Below are 18,482 nucleotides of genomic sequence, written 5' to 3' on the forward strand. Positions count from 1 at the left end.
GGCGGAATAGCTCAGCTGGCTAGAGCAATCGGTTCATACCCGGTGGGTCGTAGGTTCAAGTCCTATTTCCGCTACCAAATAAAGTACACATTATGTGTACTTTTTATTTTTGTCTAAAAAAGAGATTTTTTTAAAATAAAAGTTAAATTTCCGTAGTGCCTCATATAGAATATAGAGTGCAATTTGCAGAGTGCTTCATATAGAATATAGAGTGCAATTTGCAGAGTGCAGAGTGCAGTTAAAAGATAAGAGATTTAAAAGATGAGAGATTTAAAAGATGAGAGATTTAAAAGATGAGAGATTTAAAAGATAAGAGATTTAAAAGATTAAAAGATCTATAAGATAAAAAAATATAAAAAAAATATAAAAATATAAAAAGATAAGGAACTAAAGAAATTGTTTATTATGTAGAGTCGGAAGGTGTATGATTTTCTTTATTCTTAAGAAAAGTTTTTATTTAATTAAAGATTTTCTGACCAACGGGAAGAAAATCATCCACAATTGTGCATTGTGCATTGTGCATTGTGCATTGTCTTTGCCTTTGACCTTGTACTTGTCTTTAATGCAAATTTGTCTATATAAAGGGAAAAAATAAAAAAAAGATAAAATTTAATATAAAATTAGCGTCATTAGCTATAAAACTAATTTTAGTATAATTAAATGTCTTACGATTCTAGTAATAAGAAAACAACAAATGACAAATATTTGATGGTAAATAATGTATAATATATTTTATCAATTATATTTGGGGGTGTTGTAGTGCAATACGGAATAGATATATCTACATATAAAAGAGCAAAGGAAACTAAAAATGATAATTATGCTGTGCATAAAATAACAAAAACAAATTTAAAATCTTTGTTGATGGTATTTATAGTATCGTTTTTAGTCAGTAGAGTAATATTGGTTAATGTTCAGAATACAATAGCTCCCTTTGGAATTTGTTTTTTAGCGGTAATGACAGATTATAAAGAAGATAAACTTTTGATAGGTGCATTATCAGGAGGTGTTTTAGGGTATTTATTTTTGTTAAATAGAATTAGTAGTGTTCTAATATATATAGTAATACTTTGTAGTATTACTATATTAGCGTATTTCAACAATAGATTTTCAACAAAAATAAAAACTATAAGTTTGGCAAGTGTAATTTTTTTGGAGCTGTTCGTTGGAGAGGTTATATTCAAAAGTTGGGATATAAGTATGGCTTTTTTTTATTCTTTTCTTCAAATGATGTGTATAGTCCCCTTATATTTTATTATTAGAAAATCAATAGTATGTATTAAAAATCTGAAAATTAGGCATTTATATAAAAGCGAAGAGATTTTAAATATGGCGATAGTAGTATCATTAATAATAGCTGGTACTTGGGGAGTGAATTTTAAAGATATATATTTGCAAAACATTTTAGCACTTTTTTTCATAATACTTATTTCATATATTAATGGACCTAGCATAGGAGGAGCTAGTGGTATAGCTCTTGGGACTATTATAGGAATGTCATCAAATAATATTTTAGTTTATATAAGTGTACTCGGGGTATGTGGATTGATTACTGGTTTATTTAAAGAAACGGGTAAATGGGTAGCGGGATGCTGTGCTCTAATATCATTTTTAATAATAAGGTTATATACAAATATAAATGTAGAATTCGAGTTTATGGAAATGATAGTTGCTTTAATTGTATTTCTGATTTTACCAAGTAAAATATACAGTAAGGTCTTGTTGGAACTAGATTGGGAAAAAAAACAAGAGTATTTGAATAGTGATTATTCTAAGAAGATTAAGGAAGAATTGTCGGGAAGGTTATGTGGATATTCTAAAGTTTTAGATAGTACAGCATCTGTACTTACGAATCTATCAGAAAATGATAAATTAATGCTTAAGGGTAAAAGTGAAATTTTGATAGAGAGATTAGCATCTAGGGTTTGTTCTAATTGTGATATGAACAAGATATGTTGGTCTAGGGAGAATTATTATACCTATTGTGCATTCTTAGAACTTATTCAAAATTATGAAGAAGGTAAAAAGGGTATTCTTCCGAAAGAAATTGAAAGGAAATGTTTAAAAAGAACTCAGTTACTAAATAGTACGGAGCAAATAGTTAATGGGCATATTATAAATGAAATGGAAAGAAAACGATTAGCGGAAACAAGAGAGCTATTATCTAATCATATAAATAATATATCTTCATATATAGGAACCTTGGCAGATGATTTTCAGCAAGATTTTAACTTGGATTTAGAAAATGAGAGAAAACTAAGGAAATCTTTTAAAAACCTTAATATTGGAATAGTGGATTTATATTGCATTAAAGACAAGAATGGTAGAACGAGAGTGAATGTTAAACTTGAGTCATGTAGAGGGAAACATCTTTGCGTGAAGAAAATTTTACCTTTAATCAATGAAACTTTGGATAAATCTATGTGTGTAGGTAATGAAAGTTGTAATATTGACAAAGAAGGCCTATGCAATGTAAATTTTGAAGAAACTCCTAAATATTACGTGTCTAGCTATGGTTTGTCTTATAACAAAGAGGGAAACAAAAGTAACGGTGACAGTTTTTTTTATGGAAAACTTAGTGATGGTAATTATGTGAGTTTGCTTAGCGATGGTATGGGTTCTGGAGAAGAGGCTAGACTAGAAAGTAGTTCTACAGTAAATTTAATTAGAGAGATTATCGAAAATGGTTTTGAAGAGAAGAAAGCGTTACATACAGTAAATTCAATAATGAATTTTAAATTTTCAGAAGATGAAAGATTTGCTACACTTGATTTGATGAATTTAGATTTGTATAGTGGAGATATAGATTTTATGAAAGTTGGAGCTGTGGCTAGCTTTTTAATGAGAAAAAACAAAGTAGAAGTAGTTGAGTCTAAAACGTTACCTATGGGAGTTATGGATAAGCTGGATATAGACAGTTTTAAAATGAAGATAGAAAACAGAGATATCATTGTTATGGTGACAGATGGAGTGCTAGATATAAATAGCAAGAATACAGGAAAGTATGAATGGTTAGTGGAATATCTTGAGAAAACACAAATTAATAAACCGGAAGAATTATCTAAAGATATTTTGAAAACAGCAAAAGTATTATCAGGCGGTAAAGTTAAAGATGATATGAGTGCAATAGTTATTAAAGTATATAATTTATACTAATAAAATTATATATGAAACTGAGGTATGTGGTGTTATATTATAAAACTACGTACCTTATTAATGTAAAGAAGTATTTGTGCTATATTAATTTTATATTATATGTTAAAATAATTCTGAAAAACTTTGTGATTAATTCCAAATAAGGGATGTGTAATTGTTGATAAATAAAGTGTTAAATACTATAGAAGAGTATGAGATGATTAAACCTGGTGATAGTGTTATAATAGCGCTTTCGGGTGGACCTGATTCTGTTTGTCTTTTGCATATGCTACATTCGCTGAAAGATAAGTTGGGGATACAATTATATGCAGCACATATAAATCATTGTCTAAGAGGAAATGAAGCGGATGAAGATGAACAGTATGTTAAAGATGTTTGTGAAAAATTTGATGTAGAATTGTTTGTTAAAAGAATAAATGTAAAAAAGATAGCAAGTGAAAAAGGTATTTCTTCAGAAATGGCCGGTAGAGAAGTTAGATACGATTTCTTTGAAGAATTAATGATTGAACTGAATGCAGATAAAGTAGCTTTAGCTCATAATGCCAATGATCAAGCAGAAACTGTATTTATGCGGTTTATTAGGGGAACAGGACTCAAAGGATTGATGGGCATTAAATATATAAGGGACGGAGTGTATATAAGACCAATACTTAAACTTATGCGTAGTGAAATTGAACTGTATTGTGATACGATGAAATTGAAACCTAAAATAGATAAAACAAACTATGAAAGGATATATTCAAGAAATAAAATAAGATTAGACTTAATACCATATATAGAAGAGAATTTTAATAAAAATATTATAAATACAGTGATTAGATTTTCAGATACAGTAAGTGTGGATGAAAACTATCTGGAAAAAATAGCATATGACAATTTTCAGAAATATTGTAAGAATAAAAAAAATAAGGTTATAATTAAGAAAGAAGCATTTTTTCTCGAAGAAGCTATTTTAACAAGAGTTATTAGATTGTCCATAGAAGCGGTTGTAGGAAATTTAAACAATTTTCAAAAGAGTAATATATATGATTTAATAGATTTACAAAAAAATAGTACAGGTAAAAAAATATATATGCCAAGTAGTCTTGTTGCATATAATAATTACGATGACATTGAATTATCTAAAAAAGATAGTTTGCAAAATTGTACTTTTTCAGATGAAAAAAAGGTTTATAAGTTAGAATTGAATAAGACTAATATAATAGATGAATTAGATATAAGAATAACTTTAGAGGTTTGTGGAAATGATAAAGCCATTTATAATGATAAAAAGTTAATAAAAAGTTTTAATTTTGATAATATAAATAATGATATAATACTTAGGTATAGAAAAAATGGTGACAAATTTTATCCTTTGGGAATGAAAGGAAGAAAAAAATTAAAAGATTTTTTCATGGATTTAAAAATTTCTAAAGAAGAAAGAAATAATATTCCGCTAATTTGTTTTGATGATGAAATAGCTTGGGTTGTTGGTTATCGAATCAGTGAAAAATATAGAATTACTAATACTACAAAGCAAATATTAAGAATAATAATTGAAAGAGAGGATAGTTTAAATGAAAAATGATATAAAAGAAGTTTTACTGAATGAAGATGAGTTGAGAGCGAAAATACGACAAATAGGTAAACAAATTAGTCTTGAATATGAAGGAAAAGATTTGTTGCTTATAGGAGTTTTAAAAGGGTCTGTACCATTTATGGCTGATTTAATAAAAGAAATAGATATATATTGTAAGATAGATTTTATGGCGGTTTCTTCATATGGAGATTCTACCGAAACTTCTGGTGTTGTAAGAATTCTTAAAGATTTAGATTATGAAATTTCAGGTAAAGATGTAATAATTGTTGAAGATATTATTGATTCAGGATATACTCTTCAATACTTAATAAAGTACCTTAAATCAAGGAATCCAAATAGTGTAGATATAGCTTGTCTATTGAATAAGCCAGAGAGAAGAGAAGTCGATATTAATGTGAAATACATAGGTTTTGAAGTGCCAAATTATTTTCTTGTTGGGTATGGATTGGATTATGCAGAAAAATATAGGAATTTACCTTTTATAGGGATATTAAAGGAAGAGGTTTACGCTAACAAATAATAGTTACTGTTGTAATATGATTTTTAATATGTTAAAATCTTATAGTATAACTCAGTGAAGGGGGGCCGAAAATGAAGAAGTTTTCAAGTGCTACGATATGGATAATTGTATTAATAATGGTAGTTTTAGCTACTTTAGTTCTTTCGGATGGTAATGGAAGCAGTGCTTCTTTAAGATATAAACCGGAATTTCAAGAATTATGGCTTGACAATGGTATTGAAGAGGTCGAAATACAGGATGATGGAAGAACTTTAATTGGCATAAAACAAAGTGGAGAAACTTTTGAAACTACAGTACCAGAAGAAGTTTTTAGTGATTTTTTAAAGGCAAATCCCAATGCAGATGTGGCAATAGGATATGAAGCTCTTACAACATGGCCTATTTGGGTAAGCGCTCTGCCAACAATAATTTTAATTATTATGCTTGTTGGTTTTTGGTTAATGTTTATGCAACAATCACAAGGTGGCGGTGGCAACAGAGGTGTAATGAATTTCGGCAAAAGTAAAGCTAAAATGGCTACACCAGAAAAGCAGAGAGTTACATTTAAAGATGTTGCTGGAGCGGATGAAGAAAAGCAGGAATTAGAAGAGATAGTTGATTTTTTGACTAATCCTAAGAGATATTTAGAAATGGGTGCAAGAATACCTAAAGGAATACTTTTGATTGGACCTCCTGGAACAGGTAAAACGTTATTAGCAAAGGCTGTATCTGGAGAAGCGGGGAGACCGTTTTTTAGTATATCTGGATCTGATTTTGTAGAGATGTTTGTAGGTGTTGGTGCATCGAGAGTTAGAGATCTGTTTGAGCAAGCAAAGAAAAATTCTCCTTGTATTATTTTCATAGACGAGATTGATGCTGTGGGAAGACAAAGAGGAGCGGGGCTTGGTGGAGGACATGATGAAAGAGAACAAACATTAAACCAATTACTAGTTGAAATGGATGGATTTGGGATTAATGAAGGGATTATATTGGTAGCTGCAACAAATAGACCTGACATATTAGATAGAGCACTTTTGAGACCGGGAAGATTTGATAGACAGATTCTTGTAGGAGTTCCTGATGTTAAAGGAAGGGAAGAAATTCTTAAAGTGCATATAAAGAATAAACCTTTAGCTGAAGATATAAAGCTTGATATTCTAGCAAAACAAACTCCTGGATTTACAGGAGCTGATTTGGAAAATCTCTTAAATGAAGCAGCATTACTTGCTGTTAGAAGAAGAAAAAAAGAAATTACTATGGATGAGTTAGAAGAATCTGTTACAAGAGTTATAGCTGGACCAGAAAAGAAAAGTAGAGTTATTGATGAGGAAGATAAAAAACTTACAGCATATCATGAAGCAGGTCATGCTGTAACTATGAGATATTCTCCACACTCTGACCCGGTTCATGGTATATCAATAATACCAAGAGGAATGGCTGGTGGCTATACTATGCATCTACCTGAAAAAGATACCTCTTACATGTCTATGGCTAAATTAAAAGATGAGATGGTAGGTTTATTAGGTGGTAGAGCTGCAGAGAAACTTATTTTAGGAGATATCAGTACTGGTGCTTCTAATGATATTCAAAGAGTATCTGCTATAGCAAGAAAAATGGTTATGGAATACGGTATGAGTGATAAGATTGGAAATATTACTTATGGAAGTGACCATAATGAGGTATTTATAGGTAGAGAGCTTGGTAAAACTAAAAATTACAGTGAAGAAATTGCATTCGAAATAGATAAAGAAGTAAAAATTCTTGTTGATATAGCTTATGATAAAGCAATTGACTTACTTAAGGAACATGAAGATAAACTTCACGCAGTAGCTAAAGCACTTCTTGAAAAAGAAAAACTTGATAGAGAAGAATTCTATGCTATTGTAGATGGTCCTAAAGAGGATGAAATAAAACTACAAGATTTACCTAAGATAGAACTTGACAAGAAAGAAATTTAAAATTCAGAGCACCCTATATAGCAGAGACTTATTATTCTGCAATATAGGGTATTTTTGCATATATAAAGTTAAGATTAATAAAACAATATAAGATTTACTATTGTAATTAAGATATATTTTTGGGTAAAATAATAATATTAAGATTATGAGGTGATTAAATGGAAATTAACTTACAGACAGGAATAGAAGGAAAAGAACAGATTTTAGTAGAGTATAAAGATACAGCTGCAAATGTTGGTTCAGGGCTAGTAGAAGTATTTGCTACTCCGTCTATGATTGCACTTATGGAAAATACGGCACAAAAAAGTGTCGCTTCTTTGTTGCCAGAAGGAATTGCAACAGTCGGGACAACTATTAATATTAAACATATTAAAGCTACACCGATTGGAATGAGCGTGGTTTGTAATACTAAGCTTATAGAAATAGACAATAGGAGACTTGTGTTTGCTGTAGAAGCGTTTGATGAGATTGGAAAAATAGGTGGAGGTATACATGAGAGATTTATAATTGATATAGAAAAGTTTATGTCAAAATTATAAAAAAATAAGGGGTGTTATCAATGAAAAGTGATATTGAAATTGCACAAAATTGTAAAATGAAACATATTAAAGATGTGGCAGCAAAAATGGGACTATCTGAAGACGATATAGAATTATACGGAAAGTATAAATGTAAAATTAATCTTGATGTTCTAGAAGCAAGAAAAGAAGAAAAAGATGGTAAGCTTATATTAGTAACGGCTATTAATCCAACTCCAGCAGGTGAAGGAAAATCAACAGTTACTGTTGGATTAGGTCAGGCACTTTGGAAACTTAACAATAAAGCAGTAATAGCCCTAAGAGAACCATCCTTAGGTCCTGTTTTTGGAATTAAAGGAGGGGCAGCAGGTGGTGGATTTTCACAAGTGGTTCCTATGGAAGATATTAACATACACTTTACTGGAGATATGCATGCTATAACATCTGCGAATAATTTGTTATCTGCAGCCATAGATAACCATATTCATCAAGGGAACAAATTGAGAATTGATTCAAGAAGAATTGCATTTAAAAGAGTGCTTGATATGAATGATAGAGCTTTAAGGAATATAGTTGTTGGTATGGGTGGAAAAGTAAATGGATTTGTAAGAGAAGATGGATTTATGATTACAGTAGCTTCTGAAATTATGGCAATATTATGTTTAGCAACAGATTTGATGGATTTGAAAGAAAGAATGGGCAATATTTTAGTTGCTTATAATTTAGATGGGGAACCAGTGTATTGCAAAGAATTAGAAGTAGTGGGTGCAATGGCAATGCTTATGAAAGATGCTGTTAAGCCTAATCTTGTTCAAACACTTGAAAATACTCCTGCTATAATACATGGAGGACCATTTGCTAATATTGCGCATGGATGTAATAGTATTTTAGCTACAAAAATGGCTATGAAGCTCGGAGATTATGCAATAACAGAAGCTGGATTTGGAGCGGACCTAGGAGCGGAGAAATTTTTAGACATAAAGTGTAGATATGGAGAATTAAAACCTAATTGTATTGTTATAGTTGCAACAATAAGAGCTTTAAAACATCATGGAGATGTTTCTAAAGATAAGCTTTCTGTTCCTAATATAGATGCATTAAGTATGGGAATTGGAAATTTACAAAAACACATAGAAAATATTCAAAAATATAAAGTGCCGGTCGTTGTAGCTATTAATAAATTTGTATCAGATTCAGATGAAGAAGTTGAATTTGTTGAAAATTTTTGTAAAAAGCTTGGTGTAGAGGTAGCATTGACAGAAGTATGGGAAAAAGGCGGAGAAGGTGGGGTGGAACTTGCTGAAAAGGTTCTTGATGCTATAGAAAATAAAGAAAATAATTTTCGGTTTATTTATGATGAAAAATTAACTATTAAAGAGAAAATATCAATTTTGAACTCTGAAATTTATGGGGGAGATTCAGTTGTATATACTAAAGAAGTAGAAAAGCAAATTGCTGAAATAGAGAAATTGAATTTAGATAAAATGCCAATCTGTGTTGCTAAAACTCAATCTTCATTATCGGATAATCCGACTTTAAAAGGTAGGCCAACAGGGTTTGATATTACAGTTAGAGAAGTTAGGGTTTCAAGTGGAGCTGGATTTATTGTAGTTCTTACAGGTAATATAATGACAATGCCGGGTTTGCCGAAAGTTCCGGCTGCAAATAATATTGATATTGATAAAAAGGGCACTATTACAGGGCTGTTTTAAAATTATCTTGACAAATTAAATCCAATTGTTACAATAATAGTGTTATACTTTGTTTACATTATAAGAGCAGTTTTACTGCTCTTGTATTTTATTAAGGAGTGTATTTACATGATATTTGTATTAGATGCTGGGAATACTAATATAGTTTTAGGAATTTTTAATAATAAGGAATTGTTATATCAATGGAGAATTAGTACTGACCACTCTAAAACTTCTGATGAATATGGGATTCAAGTTCTTAATCTATTTAAAATGAACGATTTAAAAACAGAACAAATTGAAGGAGTTATTATTTCATCTGTAGTACCTAATATTATGTATTCTATAGAGCACATGGTAAGAAAGTATTTTAATCAAGTGCCTATAGTTGTTGGGGCAGGTGTGAAAACAGGTATAAACATTAAATACGATAACCCTAAATCTGTTGGAGCAGATAGGATTGTTAATGCTGTAGCTGCTCATGAGATATATAAAAGATCTTTGATTATAATTGACTTTGGGACTGCCACTACTTTTTGTGCTGTAACAGAAAGTGGAGATTATTTAGGGGGTGCTATTTGTCCCGGTATTAAAATAGCTGTTAATGCTTTAGTGGAAAGGGCTGCTAAATTACCAAGAATTGAATTAGTGAAACCACCAACAGCAATTTGTAAGAATACAGTTAGTAGTATGCAAAGTGGAATAATATATGGGTATATAGGACAGGTTGACTATATAGTAAATAAAATGAAAAAAGAAATGATTATGCTAGGGGAAAAAGAACCTTATGTAATTGCAACGGGAGGTTTATCTGTTTTAATTGCAGATGATTCTAGTACTATAAGCGAAATAAAACGTAATTTAACACTGCTAGGTTTGAAAATTATTTATGATAAGAATAAAAAGAAAGTAATTAAGAAAGTTGGTCAAGATGAAAATAAGTAGCATCATAACAGAAAACGATGTTTTTTTGGCTCCTCTTGCAGGTGTTACGGATGCTGTCTATAGAGATATTTGTGCTGATATGGGATGTGGACTTTTATATACAGAAATGGTAAGTGCTAAAGGACTGTTTTATAATAGTAAAAATACTATAGATTTATTGGAAGTTTCAAATAAGACGAAAGAGAAGACAGCAGTTCAAATTTTTGGTAATGACCCATTTATAATGGCTGAAGCTAGTAAATTTTTAACTGAGAATTATGAATTTCCGTTTATTGATATAAACATGGGGTGTCCTGCTACTAAAATTGTTAAAAATGGTGAAGGATCAGCCCTTATGTTGAACCCTAAGTTAGCAGGAGAAATTGTACGAACGATAAAAAAGGAAGTGAACATACCTGTAACTGTTAAGTTTAGAAAAGGATATGATAGCAATAGTATAAACGCAGTAGAATTCGCTAAAGTGTTAGAGGAAGCAGGAGCAGATGCTATCACTATTCATGGCAGAACTAGAGAGCAAATGTATGAGGGTAAAGCTGACTGGGACATAATAAAAAAGGTAAAAGAGAACGTTAATATACCGGTTACTGGAAATGGAGATATATTTACCCCTGAGGATGCAGTCAAAATGGTGAATTTAACTAATTGTGATGCCGTCATGGTAGCAAGAGGTGTTATGGGCAATCCATGGCTTATAGGTCAAATAATTAGCGCTTTTAATGGGTGGAATATTATTTATCCAACTCCAGAAGAAAAAATACATATGTGTCTGATACATTATGAAAAAGCTATGAAAAAATATGAAGAGTATAAAGCAATTAGAGAGATGAGGAAAAATGCTGCCTGGTATATAAAAGGGCTGTCTAATTGTACAGACATTAAAAATAAAATTAATGGAGCTAACTCTTATGACGAAGTTATAAATATATTTCATGAATATGTAAAACATTTGAATAAACTAGAATTTTAAATGAATAATTTTATATATTGTTAATAATAGTAGAATATAGTACTTTAGAATAGAGTGTGCCAATGGACAAAATATTGAATATTTCAGCTGATTTTAGTAAATCATATTTTTCAGACTCTTTATTTGGGAAAGTGAAGGATAGAGTTAATACTATTATTGTAGATAAGAAAGATATCAAAGATTTAAATGTTAAAATAGTCTTTATCAAATTTCCTGCAAACAATAATATAAATTCATACTATAGAAATATGGATAGGTTGCAAAGTAAATATAAAAATTTTAGTTATGCTCCTTGTGTAAATAGACTTTATGATTATCAAATTTTATCAAGCTTTCAAAAGAAAGTATTGTCATATAGTATAGTAAGGAGCATTAAATTATATTTGATGAAAAATAATAAATCAATTAAAAATGCTTACATTATTATAAATGATGCAAACTATGATTATAATTACGCAATAATTGAAGAATTAAGTAAATATAATAATAATATTATTTTAATTGCTCATAAAGAATTAAGGAAGATTTATAAATGGAGAGATATGATGATAGGAAAATACGGAGTTACTTCTATTATTACAAATGAAGATAAAAATGCTTTTGAGAAAGCTGATTTTATTTTATCATCATCTATAATTAAAAATAATGTGAAGTGTCCTATTTGGTATTTAACAAATTCATGGATTGAAGATGAAACTAATAATATTAAGATTAATAATGTTAATTATTCTACACCGTGGCTTGAAAATGATGAGTATACAACCCCAGAGTTGTTAGGCCAATTAATAAAAAATATAGATAGAAAAAATTTTGAGGTTACTTTAGAAGAAAATTATATTTTTATATCTAAAATAAAATTTAATAACAGAGTAATAGAGATAGATTAAAAAAGTTGACTTATTGAATATATTAATTTATATTTAATATTTATACAATAAATTTTGAGAATTGACATAAAATAAAATAAAATAGAGGGGAGTATTATTATGAATAATAATAAACAATATTTGATAACAAAAGAAGGTATGAAAAAGTTAGAAGACGAGCTTGAATATTTAAAGACGGTTAAAAGAAAAGAAATAACTGAGAAAATTAAAGTTGCTCTTTCATACGGAGATTTAAGTGAAAACTCAGAGTATGATGAAGCTAAAAATGAACAAGCATTTGTTGAAGGAAGAATTGTATTATTAGAAACTAAATTAATAAATGCAGAGTTGATTAATGAAGATGATCTTCCAAAAGACGTAGTTTCTATAGGAGCGAAAGTTAAAGTTAAAGATTATGAATATGATGAAGTAGAACAATTTCATATAGTTGGGTCAACGGAAGCGAATCCTATGGAGTTCAAAATTTCAAACGAATCTCCAGTGGGTAGTGCACTTATTGGTAAAAAAGTTGGAGAAATAGTAGAAGTTCAAGTGCCAAATGGAATAAATAAGTTTGAGGTACTTGAAATTTTAAGATAAAAGATGGAGGGATGTACAAATGTCAGAAAAGCAATTGACAAAAGAAGAAATAAAAGCTCAGAGACTAGAAGCAAAAGAAGCTGAAGAATTTAATGTTTTAGTTAAAGAAAGAAGACAAAAATTATCTAAATTACAAGAAGAAGGAAGAGATCCTTTTGATGTGTATAAAGTTGAAAGAACACACACTTCAGATGAAATAAAAAATAACTACGATGAACTAGAAGGAAAAGAAGTAAAAATTGCTGGTAGAATGATGTCAAAAAGAGTTCATGGTAAAGCTGGATTCTCTGATGTGCATGACAGATATGGTAAGATGCAACTCTACATAAAGATTGATAATGTAGGAGAAGAGAAATTAAAAGAATATAAAACTTTTGATATTGGCGATTTTGTGGCTATTACAGGTACTGTGTTTAAAACTAGAACTGGTGAAGTCACACTTCAGATTATGGATTTTGAGCTTTTGACAAAGTCATTAAAACCATTACCAGAAAAATTTCACGGTCTTAAAGATCCGGATTTACGTTATAGACAAAGATATGTTGATTTAATAGTAAATAACGATGTTAGAGATACGTTTATAAAGAGAACAAATATTATTAAGGCGATGAGAGAATATCTTGATAATAAAGGATTTTTAGAAGTTGAAACACCTATACTTTCGCCTATAGCAGGTGGAGCTGCGGCAAAACCATTTAATACTCATCATAATGCTCTGGATATTGATATGTATTTGAGAATAGCCACTGAGCTATATTTAAAGAGATTGATTGTAGGTGGATTTGAAAAGGTCTATGAAATAGGTAAAAACTTTAGGAATGAAGGTATTGATGTTAGACATAATCCGGAATTTACGGCCATTGAATTGTATGAAGCATATAGTGATTACAATGATATGATGGATTTAACAGAGGATATGGTGGCATATATTTGTGAAAAAGTTCTAGGGACAACTAAGGTAATGTATGAAGAAACTGAAATTGAATTTAAACCACCATGGAAAAGAATATCTATGACTGATGCTGTTAAAGAATATTCTGGTATAGATTTTGCAGAGTTAACTTCAGATGAAGAAGCAAGAGCGTTAGCAAAAGAAAAAGAAATAGTTATGAAAAAGGAATTGAAGGATTGTTCAAAAGGTGATATTTTAAATGCATTCTTTGAAGAATTTGTAGAAGATAAATTAATTCAGCCAACTTTTATTACTGATTATCCGGTAGAAATATCACCTTTAACAAAGAAGAAGAGAGGTAATCCGGAACTAACAGAAAGATTTGAGGGATTTATTTACGGTAGAGAATTATGTAATGCATATTCTGAATTGAATGATCCAATAGTTCAAAAAGATAGATTTATTCAACAGTTAAAAGAAAGAGAACTTGGTGATGATGAGGCATATATGATGGATGAAGATTTTATAAATGCTTTAGAAATAGGTATGCCACCAACTGGTGGACTTGGAATCGGAGTGGATAGACTGGTTATGTTCTTAACTGATTCTAGCTTTATTAGAGATGTTCTTCTTTTCCCTACAATGAAACCTAGTAAATAGAAAAAAGCCCTGAGGGGCTTTTTTATTTGGTTCTGTTTTAAGATGATTGTGATAATAATAAGCATTGTTTTCATAAATGGGTTTATATTATTTAATAATGTGCAGAGTGCAATTTGCAATGTGCAGTTAATGTTGATTTTCTTCACTTTATTCAGAAAATCTTTAATTTAATGAAAGAATACCCGAAGAATGAAGAGAATCATTCTTCATTGCACTCTGGACTCTTTTATTATTATAAGAACTAAACTTAGTTATCTAAACCGTAATTTAAATATCAACAACTCTTTTAACAAAAATTAATTAAAAAAGGCTTGCTTTTTGTAAATAAGCTGATATAATAATCTTTGTAGTAAATGTTCCGCGATAGCTCAATGGTGGAGCACTCGGCTGTTAACCGATAGGTTGGAGGTTCGAGTCCTCTTCGCGGAGCCATTTTTTTTTGTTTTTAAGTACAATTATAGGTTTTTGCAATTGATTTACTAGGATACTATGAAATTTAGTACTGTAATTATTTATAGGATAGTATGTAGTATTCTGTAGCTTGCATATTATGGTTAATTTATGATTTAAATTTGCTGCTTTTATATTATATAGGCAATATACTTTCTTGAAATAAACACTTGACTTTTCTATGCTATTTGCATAGAATTTATTTATAAATAAATTTATATGTGTACTTCGATAAAGAAGAGTAATAAAATATACTTTTAAAGAGAGACTACATTTGGTGGGAGTAGTTAAAGTTATTTTGTGAAGGGAACTTTTGAGTACGTTTTTTTGAGTAGAGCTAATGCTAAGAAGGGTGGAACCGCGGATAAATATATTCGTCCCTTTGTGAGTTGGGTCTTTTTTTATTTATATAATTATATGTACAGTGATAGAGAAAAAATAAAAATTAATTAATAATTCAAATTAAGGATAATAATAAAGGAGGTAGTAAATATGGCAACAGAAAAGAAAATGGATAAGATAGTCGCACTTTGTAAAAATAGAGGGTTCATATTCCAGGGTTCAGAGATTTATGGGGGCCTTGCGAATTCGTGGGATTACGGTCCTCTTGGTGTTGAATTTAAAAATAATGTGAAAAAAGCATGGTGGAAGAAGTTTATTCAAGAAAGTCCTTACAATGTTGGCGTTGATTGTGGAATTCTTATGAATACTCAAGTTTGGGTAGCGTCAGGACATATTGGAGGTTTTTCAGATCCTTTAATGGATTGTAAGGAATGTAAAGCGAGATTTAGGGCAGATAAATTAATAGAGGATTATTTATGTGAGCAGGGTAAAGATGATCAAACGGCGGATGGATGGACAAATGAAGAATTGAAAAACTTTATTGATGAAAAAGAAATTGATTGTCCGAAGTGCGGAAAACATAATTTCACTGATATTAGAAGATTTAATTTAATGTTCAAGACACATCAAGGAGTTACTGATGATTCAGCTGCAGAAATATATTTAAGACCAGAAACAGCACAAGGTATATTTGTTAATTTCAAAAATGTTCAAAGGTCTGCTAGAAAAAAAATACCTTTTGGAATAGGCCAAATAGGAAAATCTTTTAGAAATGAAATAACACCAGGAAATTTTGTTTTTAGAACTAGAGAGTTTGAACAGATGGAGCTTGAGTTTTTCTGCGAGCCAGGAACAGATTTAGAATGGTTTAAGTATTGGAAAAATTATTGCTTTAATTTCTTAATGAATCTAGGTATGGATAAAGAAAATGTAAGAATGAGAGACCATGAAGACGATGAACTTTCTTTCTATTCAAATGCAACAACAGATATAGAATTCAAATTCCCATTTGGTTGGGGAGAGTTATGGGGTATTGCTGACAGAACAGACTATGATTTAAAACAGCACATAGAACATTCGGGAGCAGATTTAACTTACCTTGATACAGAGAAGAAAGAAAAATATGTACCGTATTGCATAGAACCATCATTAGGGGCTGATAGAGTAACTCTTGCTTTCTTGGTTGATGCATATGATGAAGAAGAATTAGAAAATGGAGATGTGAGAAATGTTCTTCATATTCATCCTGCTTTAGCTCCATACAAAGCAGCTATACTTCCGTTATCAAAGAAATTAAAAGAGGAAGCGTTAGATGTATATGCTAAATTGAGTAAGAAATTTAATATAGATTATGATGAAGCAGGTAGTATAGGTAAGAGATATAGAAGAGAAGATGAGATTGGAACACCTTACTGCATTACTATTGATTTTGATACATTAGAAGACCAATCAGTAACGGTAAGAGATAGAGATACAATGAAACAAGAAAGAATAAAAATAGAAAATTTAGAAGCATTCTTGGCTGATAAAATGGAATTTTAATAAAAACCCTTCGTAAGAAGGGTTTTTATTAATTTATAAGTTTTACCATGATAAGTATTTAGTGCTATAATAAACTGGAGTTATTAATATTTCTTAAATTTATGGAGGTATTTGTATGAAAAAAGAATTTTCTTATTTCAAAGAATATATTAGGGGTAAAAAAGTTGCCGTTGTAGGAATTGGGGTTAGTAATATTCCGTTGATTAAATTTCTAGTGAAATTAGAGGCACAAGTTACAGCTTTTGATACTAAAAATAGAGAAGAGTTAGGGAAAATAGCAGAAGAATTTGATGTAATTGGAGTTAAATTGGAATTGGGTAAAAATTACTTAGATAAATTACATGGGTTTGAGGTTGTATTTAAAACACCATCTATGAGAATAGATCATCCTGCTTTAGTCAAAGCTAAAGAAGGAGGTGCATATATTACATCAGAAATGCAGGAGTTCGTTAAGTATTGCCCAGCTATTACTTTTGGTATTACTGGTAGTGACGGTAAAACAACAACAACATCTTTAATATATGAGATGTTAAAAAAAGAAGGATATACAACTTGGGTTGGTGGTAATATAGGAAATCCGCTGTTTTCTAATATTGAAGAAATGGAAAGTGACCATATGGTAGTTTTGGAGTTATCTTCATTTCAATTGATGACAATGACTGATTCAACAAATTATGCACTAGTGACTAATTTATCACCTAATCATCTTGATATTCATAAAGATATGGATGAGTATGTAGATTCAAAAAAGAATATTTATAAATATCAGACAGAAAACGATACTCTTGTTTTAAATAGAGATAATGAATTAACAAATAATTTAGTAATGGAAGCTAGTGGTAAAGTAATGCAGTTTAGTATAAGAGAAGTTATTGAAGATGGTGCTTGCTTTGATAATGGAGGTTTGTATCTCAAAAATGATAAAGTTTGTGAAAAAGATGATATAAAGCTTATGGGAATGCATAATGTGGAAAATCTTTTAGCAGCATATTGTATGGTTGCAAAATTTGTATCTAAGGAGACTATGGCTTCTGTATCTAAAGAGTTTTTAGGTGTAGAGCATAGATGCGAATATGTTAAGGAAATAGATGGAGTGAAATATTATAATGATTCTATAGCAACAAGTCCAACTAGAGCGGTAGCTTCCCTTAAAGGATTTGATAGAGAGGTTATTCTGATTGCTGGGGGATATGATAAGAAGATTCCTTTTGAACCTTTAGCAGAAGAAGGATATGAATACATTAAGAAGTTAGTTCTTGTAGGTGATACTAAGAAAAAAATAGAAAAGGTTTTTGAAAATATTAAAGAAAGAAAACAAATTCCAATTTATTTAGTGGATTCTTTTGAAGATGCTATTTATAAAGCTAAAGAAATTGCTAGAAAAGGAGATATCGTTACGCTATCTCCTGCGTGTGCAAGCTTCGATATGTTTAGAAATTTTGCTCTGCGTGGACTTAAATTTAAGGAAATTATAAAAGAGATAAAATAAAGTGAAAAAAATAATTAACAAAAACCTCCTAGTTATACATAATTAGGAGGTTTTTGTTTTGCAAAAACTTTCTTTTAGACATAAACTTTACCTTGCGTATCAATATATGTATTTTTGCAAAAAAGGCAGATATGTTTAGATATAGTTAGCTAATTTAAAAATATAGAGAATTATAGATTTGATATAAAAAATAAATATGATATTATATTACTTGTCGCTGCGCAAGAGTAGCACAGTTGGTCTTTGAAAATTAAACAGAGATTTAAGCCAGTCAATAAATATATTTTTGAGTAAAGATTAAACTTTTCAAATTGAGAGTTTGATCCTG

The 18,482-nt window shown here is 30.0% G+C and carries 13 protein-coding genes and 2 tRNA genes; all 15 read left to right on the forward strand.

From position 1 onward, the window contains the following. The 15 genes from ACVHXK_RS17080 (at nucleotide 1) to murD (ending at nucleotide 18,154) form a co-directional block, all read left to right on the forward strand. A tRNA-Met gene (locus ACVHXK_RS17080) sits at nucleotides 1-77 on the forward strand. A 682-nt stretch (nucleotides 78-759) separates the two neighbouring features. After that, on the forward strand, nucleotides 760-3,156 hold the full coding sequence (gene spoIIE / locus ACVHXK_RS17085; protein WP_461207618.1) for a stage II sporulation protein E: 2,397 nt from the start codon (nucleotides 760-762) through the stop codon (nucleotides 3,154-3,156). A 157-nt stretch (nucleotides 3,157-3,313) separates the two neighbouring features. Next, entirely contained in the window at nucleotides 3,314-4,723 is a 1,410-nt protein-coding gene (gene tilS / locus ACVHXK_RS17090) for a tRNA lysidine(34) synthetase TilS (protein WP_461207619.1), read from the forward strand. Beyond that, on the forward strand, nucleotides 4,713-5,255 hold the full coding sequence (gene hpt, locus ACVHXK_RS17095) for a hypoxanthine phosphoribosyltransferase (RefSeq protein WP_461207620.1): 543 nt from the start codon (nucleotides 4,713-4,715) through the stop codon (nucleotides 5,253-5,255). The genes tilS and hpt overlap by 11 nt, the downstream gene beginning before the upstream one ends. Nucleotides 5,256-5,326: 71 nt before the next feature. Continuing rightward, complete coding sequence (ftsH, locus tag ACVHXK_RS17100) at nucleotides 5,327-7,192, forward strand: ATP-dependent zinc metalloprotease FtsH (protein WP_461207621.1); 1,866 nt, start codon at nucleotides 5,327-5,329, stop codon at nucleotides 7,190-7,192. Between the two features lie 158 nt (nucleotides 7,193-7,350). Beyond that, nucleotides 7,351-7,731 carry a thioesterase family protein gene (locus ACVHXK_RS17105; RefSeq protein ID WP_461207622.1) on the forward strand — a complete coding sequence of 127 codons (381 nt, stop codon included), beginning with the start codon at nucleotides 7,351-7,353 and terminating at the stop codon, nucleotides 7,729-7,731. Nucleotides 7,732-7,751: 20 nt separating this feature from the next. After that, on the forward strand, nucleotides 7,752-9,422 hold the full coding sequence (locus ACVHXK_RS17110; protein WP_461207623.1) for a formate--tetrahydrofolate ligase: 1,671 nt from the start codon (nucleotides 7,752-7,754) through the stop codon (nucleotides 9,420-9,422). Nucleotides 9,423-9,530: 108 nt separating this feature from the next. Continuing rightward, complete coding sequence (locus tag ACVHXK_RS17115; RefSeq protein ID WP_461207624.1) at nucleotides 9,531-10,346, forward strand: type III pantothenate kinase; 816 nt, start codon at nucleotides 9,531-9,533, stop codon at nucleotides 10,344-10,346. Continuing rightward, the gene (gene dusB, locus ACVHXK_RS17120; RefSeq protein ID WP_461207625.1) at nucleotides 10,333-11,313 is read left to right on the forward strand and encodes a tRNA dihydrouridine synthase DusB; all 981 of its coding nucleotides are present in this window, start codon (nucleotides 10,333-10,335) and stop codon (nucleotides 11,311-11,313) included. Before ACVHXK_RS17115 ends, dusB begins: the two co-directional genes overlap by 14 nt. Nucleotides 11,314-11,375: 62 nt before the next feature. Further along, nucleotides 11,376-12,200 (forward strand): hypothetical protein, encoded by an 825-nt coding sequence (locus ACVHXK_RS17125; protein ID WP_461207626.1) that lies wholly within the window; start codon nucleotides 11,376-11,378, stop codon nucleotides 12,198-12,200. A gap of 99 nt (nucleotides 12,201-12,299) precedes the next feature. Next, nucleotides 12,300-12,779, forward strand: a complete 480-nt coding sequence (greA, locus tag ACVHXK_RS17130; RefSeq protein ID WP_461207627.1) for a transcription elongation factor GreA — start codon at nucleotides 12,300-12,302, stop codon at nucleotides 12,777-12,779. A gap of 19 nt (nucleotides 12,780-12,798) precedes the next feature. Beyond that, nucleotides 12,799-14,331 carry a lysine--tRNA ligase gene (lysS, locus tag ACVHXK_RS17135; protein WP_461207628.1) on the forward strand — a complete coding sequence of 511 codons (1,533 nt, stop codon included), beginning with the start codon at nucleotides 12,799-12,801 and terminating at the stop codon, nucleotides 14,329-14,331. A gap of 357 nt (nucleotides 14,332-14,688) precedes the next feature. Next, nucleotides 14,689-14,763 (forward strand) — tRNA-Asn (locus ACVHXK_RS17140). Nucleotides 14,764-15,273: 510 nt separating this feature from the next. Beyond that, nucleotides 15,274-16,665 carry a glycine--tRNA ligase gene (locus ACVHXK_RS17145; RefSeq protein ID WP_461207629.1) on the forward strand — a complete coding sequence of 464 codons (1,392 nt, stop codon included), beginning with the start codon at nucleotides 15,274-15,276 and terminating at the stop codon, nucleotides 16,663-16,665. A 115-nt stretch (nucleotides 16,666-16,780) separates the two neighbouring features. After that, nucleotides 16,781-18,154, forward strand: a complete 1,374-nt coding sequence (gene murD, locus ACVHXK_RS17150; RefSeq protein WP_461207630.1) for a UDP-N-acetylmuramoyl-L-alanine--D-glutamate ligase — start codon at nucleotides 16,781-16,783, stop codon at nucleotides 18,152-18,154. Nucleotides 18,155-18,482 lie beyond the last annotated feature (328 nt).

The organism is Clostridium sp. DL1XJH146, from assembly GCF_054819755.1.

Coding starts and splice junctions, on each gene's coding strand:
- hpt (WP_461207620.1), top strand. CDS start 4,713: ATGAAAAATGATATAAAAGAAGTTTTACTGAATGAAGATGAGTTGAGA.
- ftsH (WP_461207621.1), top strand. CDS start 5,327: ATGAAGAAGTTTTCAAGTGCTACGATATGGATAATTGTATTAATAATG.
- ACVHXK_RS17105 (WP_461207622.1), top strand. CDS start 7,351: ATGGAAATTAACTTACAGACAGGAATAGAAGGAAAAGAACAGATTTTA.
- ACVHXK_RS17110 (WP_461207623.1), top strand. CDS start 7,752: ATGAAAAGTGATATTGAAATTGCACAAAATTGTAAAATGAAACATATT.
- ACVHXK_RS17115 (WP_461207624.1), top strand. CDS start 9,531: ATGATATTTGTATTAGATGCTGGGAATACTAATATAGTTTTAGGAATT.
- dusB (WP_461207625.1), top strand. CDS start 10,333: ATGAAAATAAGTAGCATCATAACAGAAAACGATGTTTTTTTGGCTCCT.
- ACVHXK_RS17125 (WP_461207626.1), top strand. CDS start 11,376: ATGGACAAAATATTGAATATTTCAGCTGATTTTAGTAAATCATATTTT.
- greA (WP_461207627.1), top strand. CDS start 12,300: ATGAATAATAATAAACAATATTTGATAACAAAAGAAGGTATGAAAAAG.
- lysS (WP_461207628.1), top strand. CDS start 12,799: ATGTCAGAAAAGCAATTGACAAAAGAAGAAATAAAAGCTCAGAGACTA.
- ACVHXK_RS17145 (WP_461207629.1), top strand. CDS start 15,274: ATGGCAACAGAAAAGAAAATGGATAAGATAGTCGCACTTTGTAAAAAT.
- murD (WP_461207630.1), top strand. CDS start 16,781: ATGAAAAAAGAATTTTCTTATTTCAAAGAATATATTAGGGGTAAAAAA.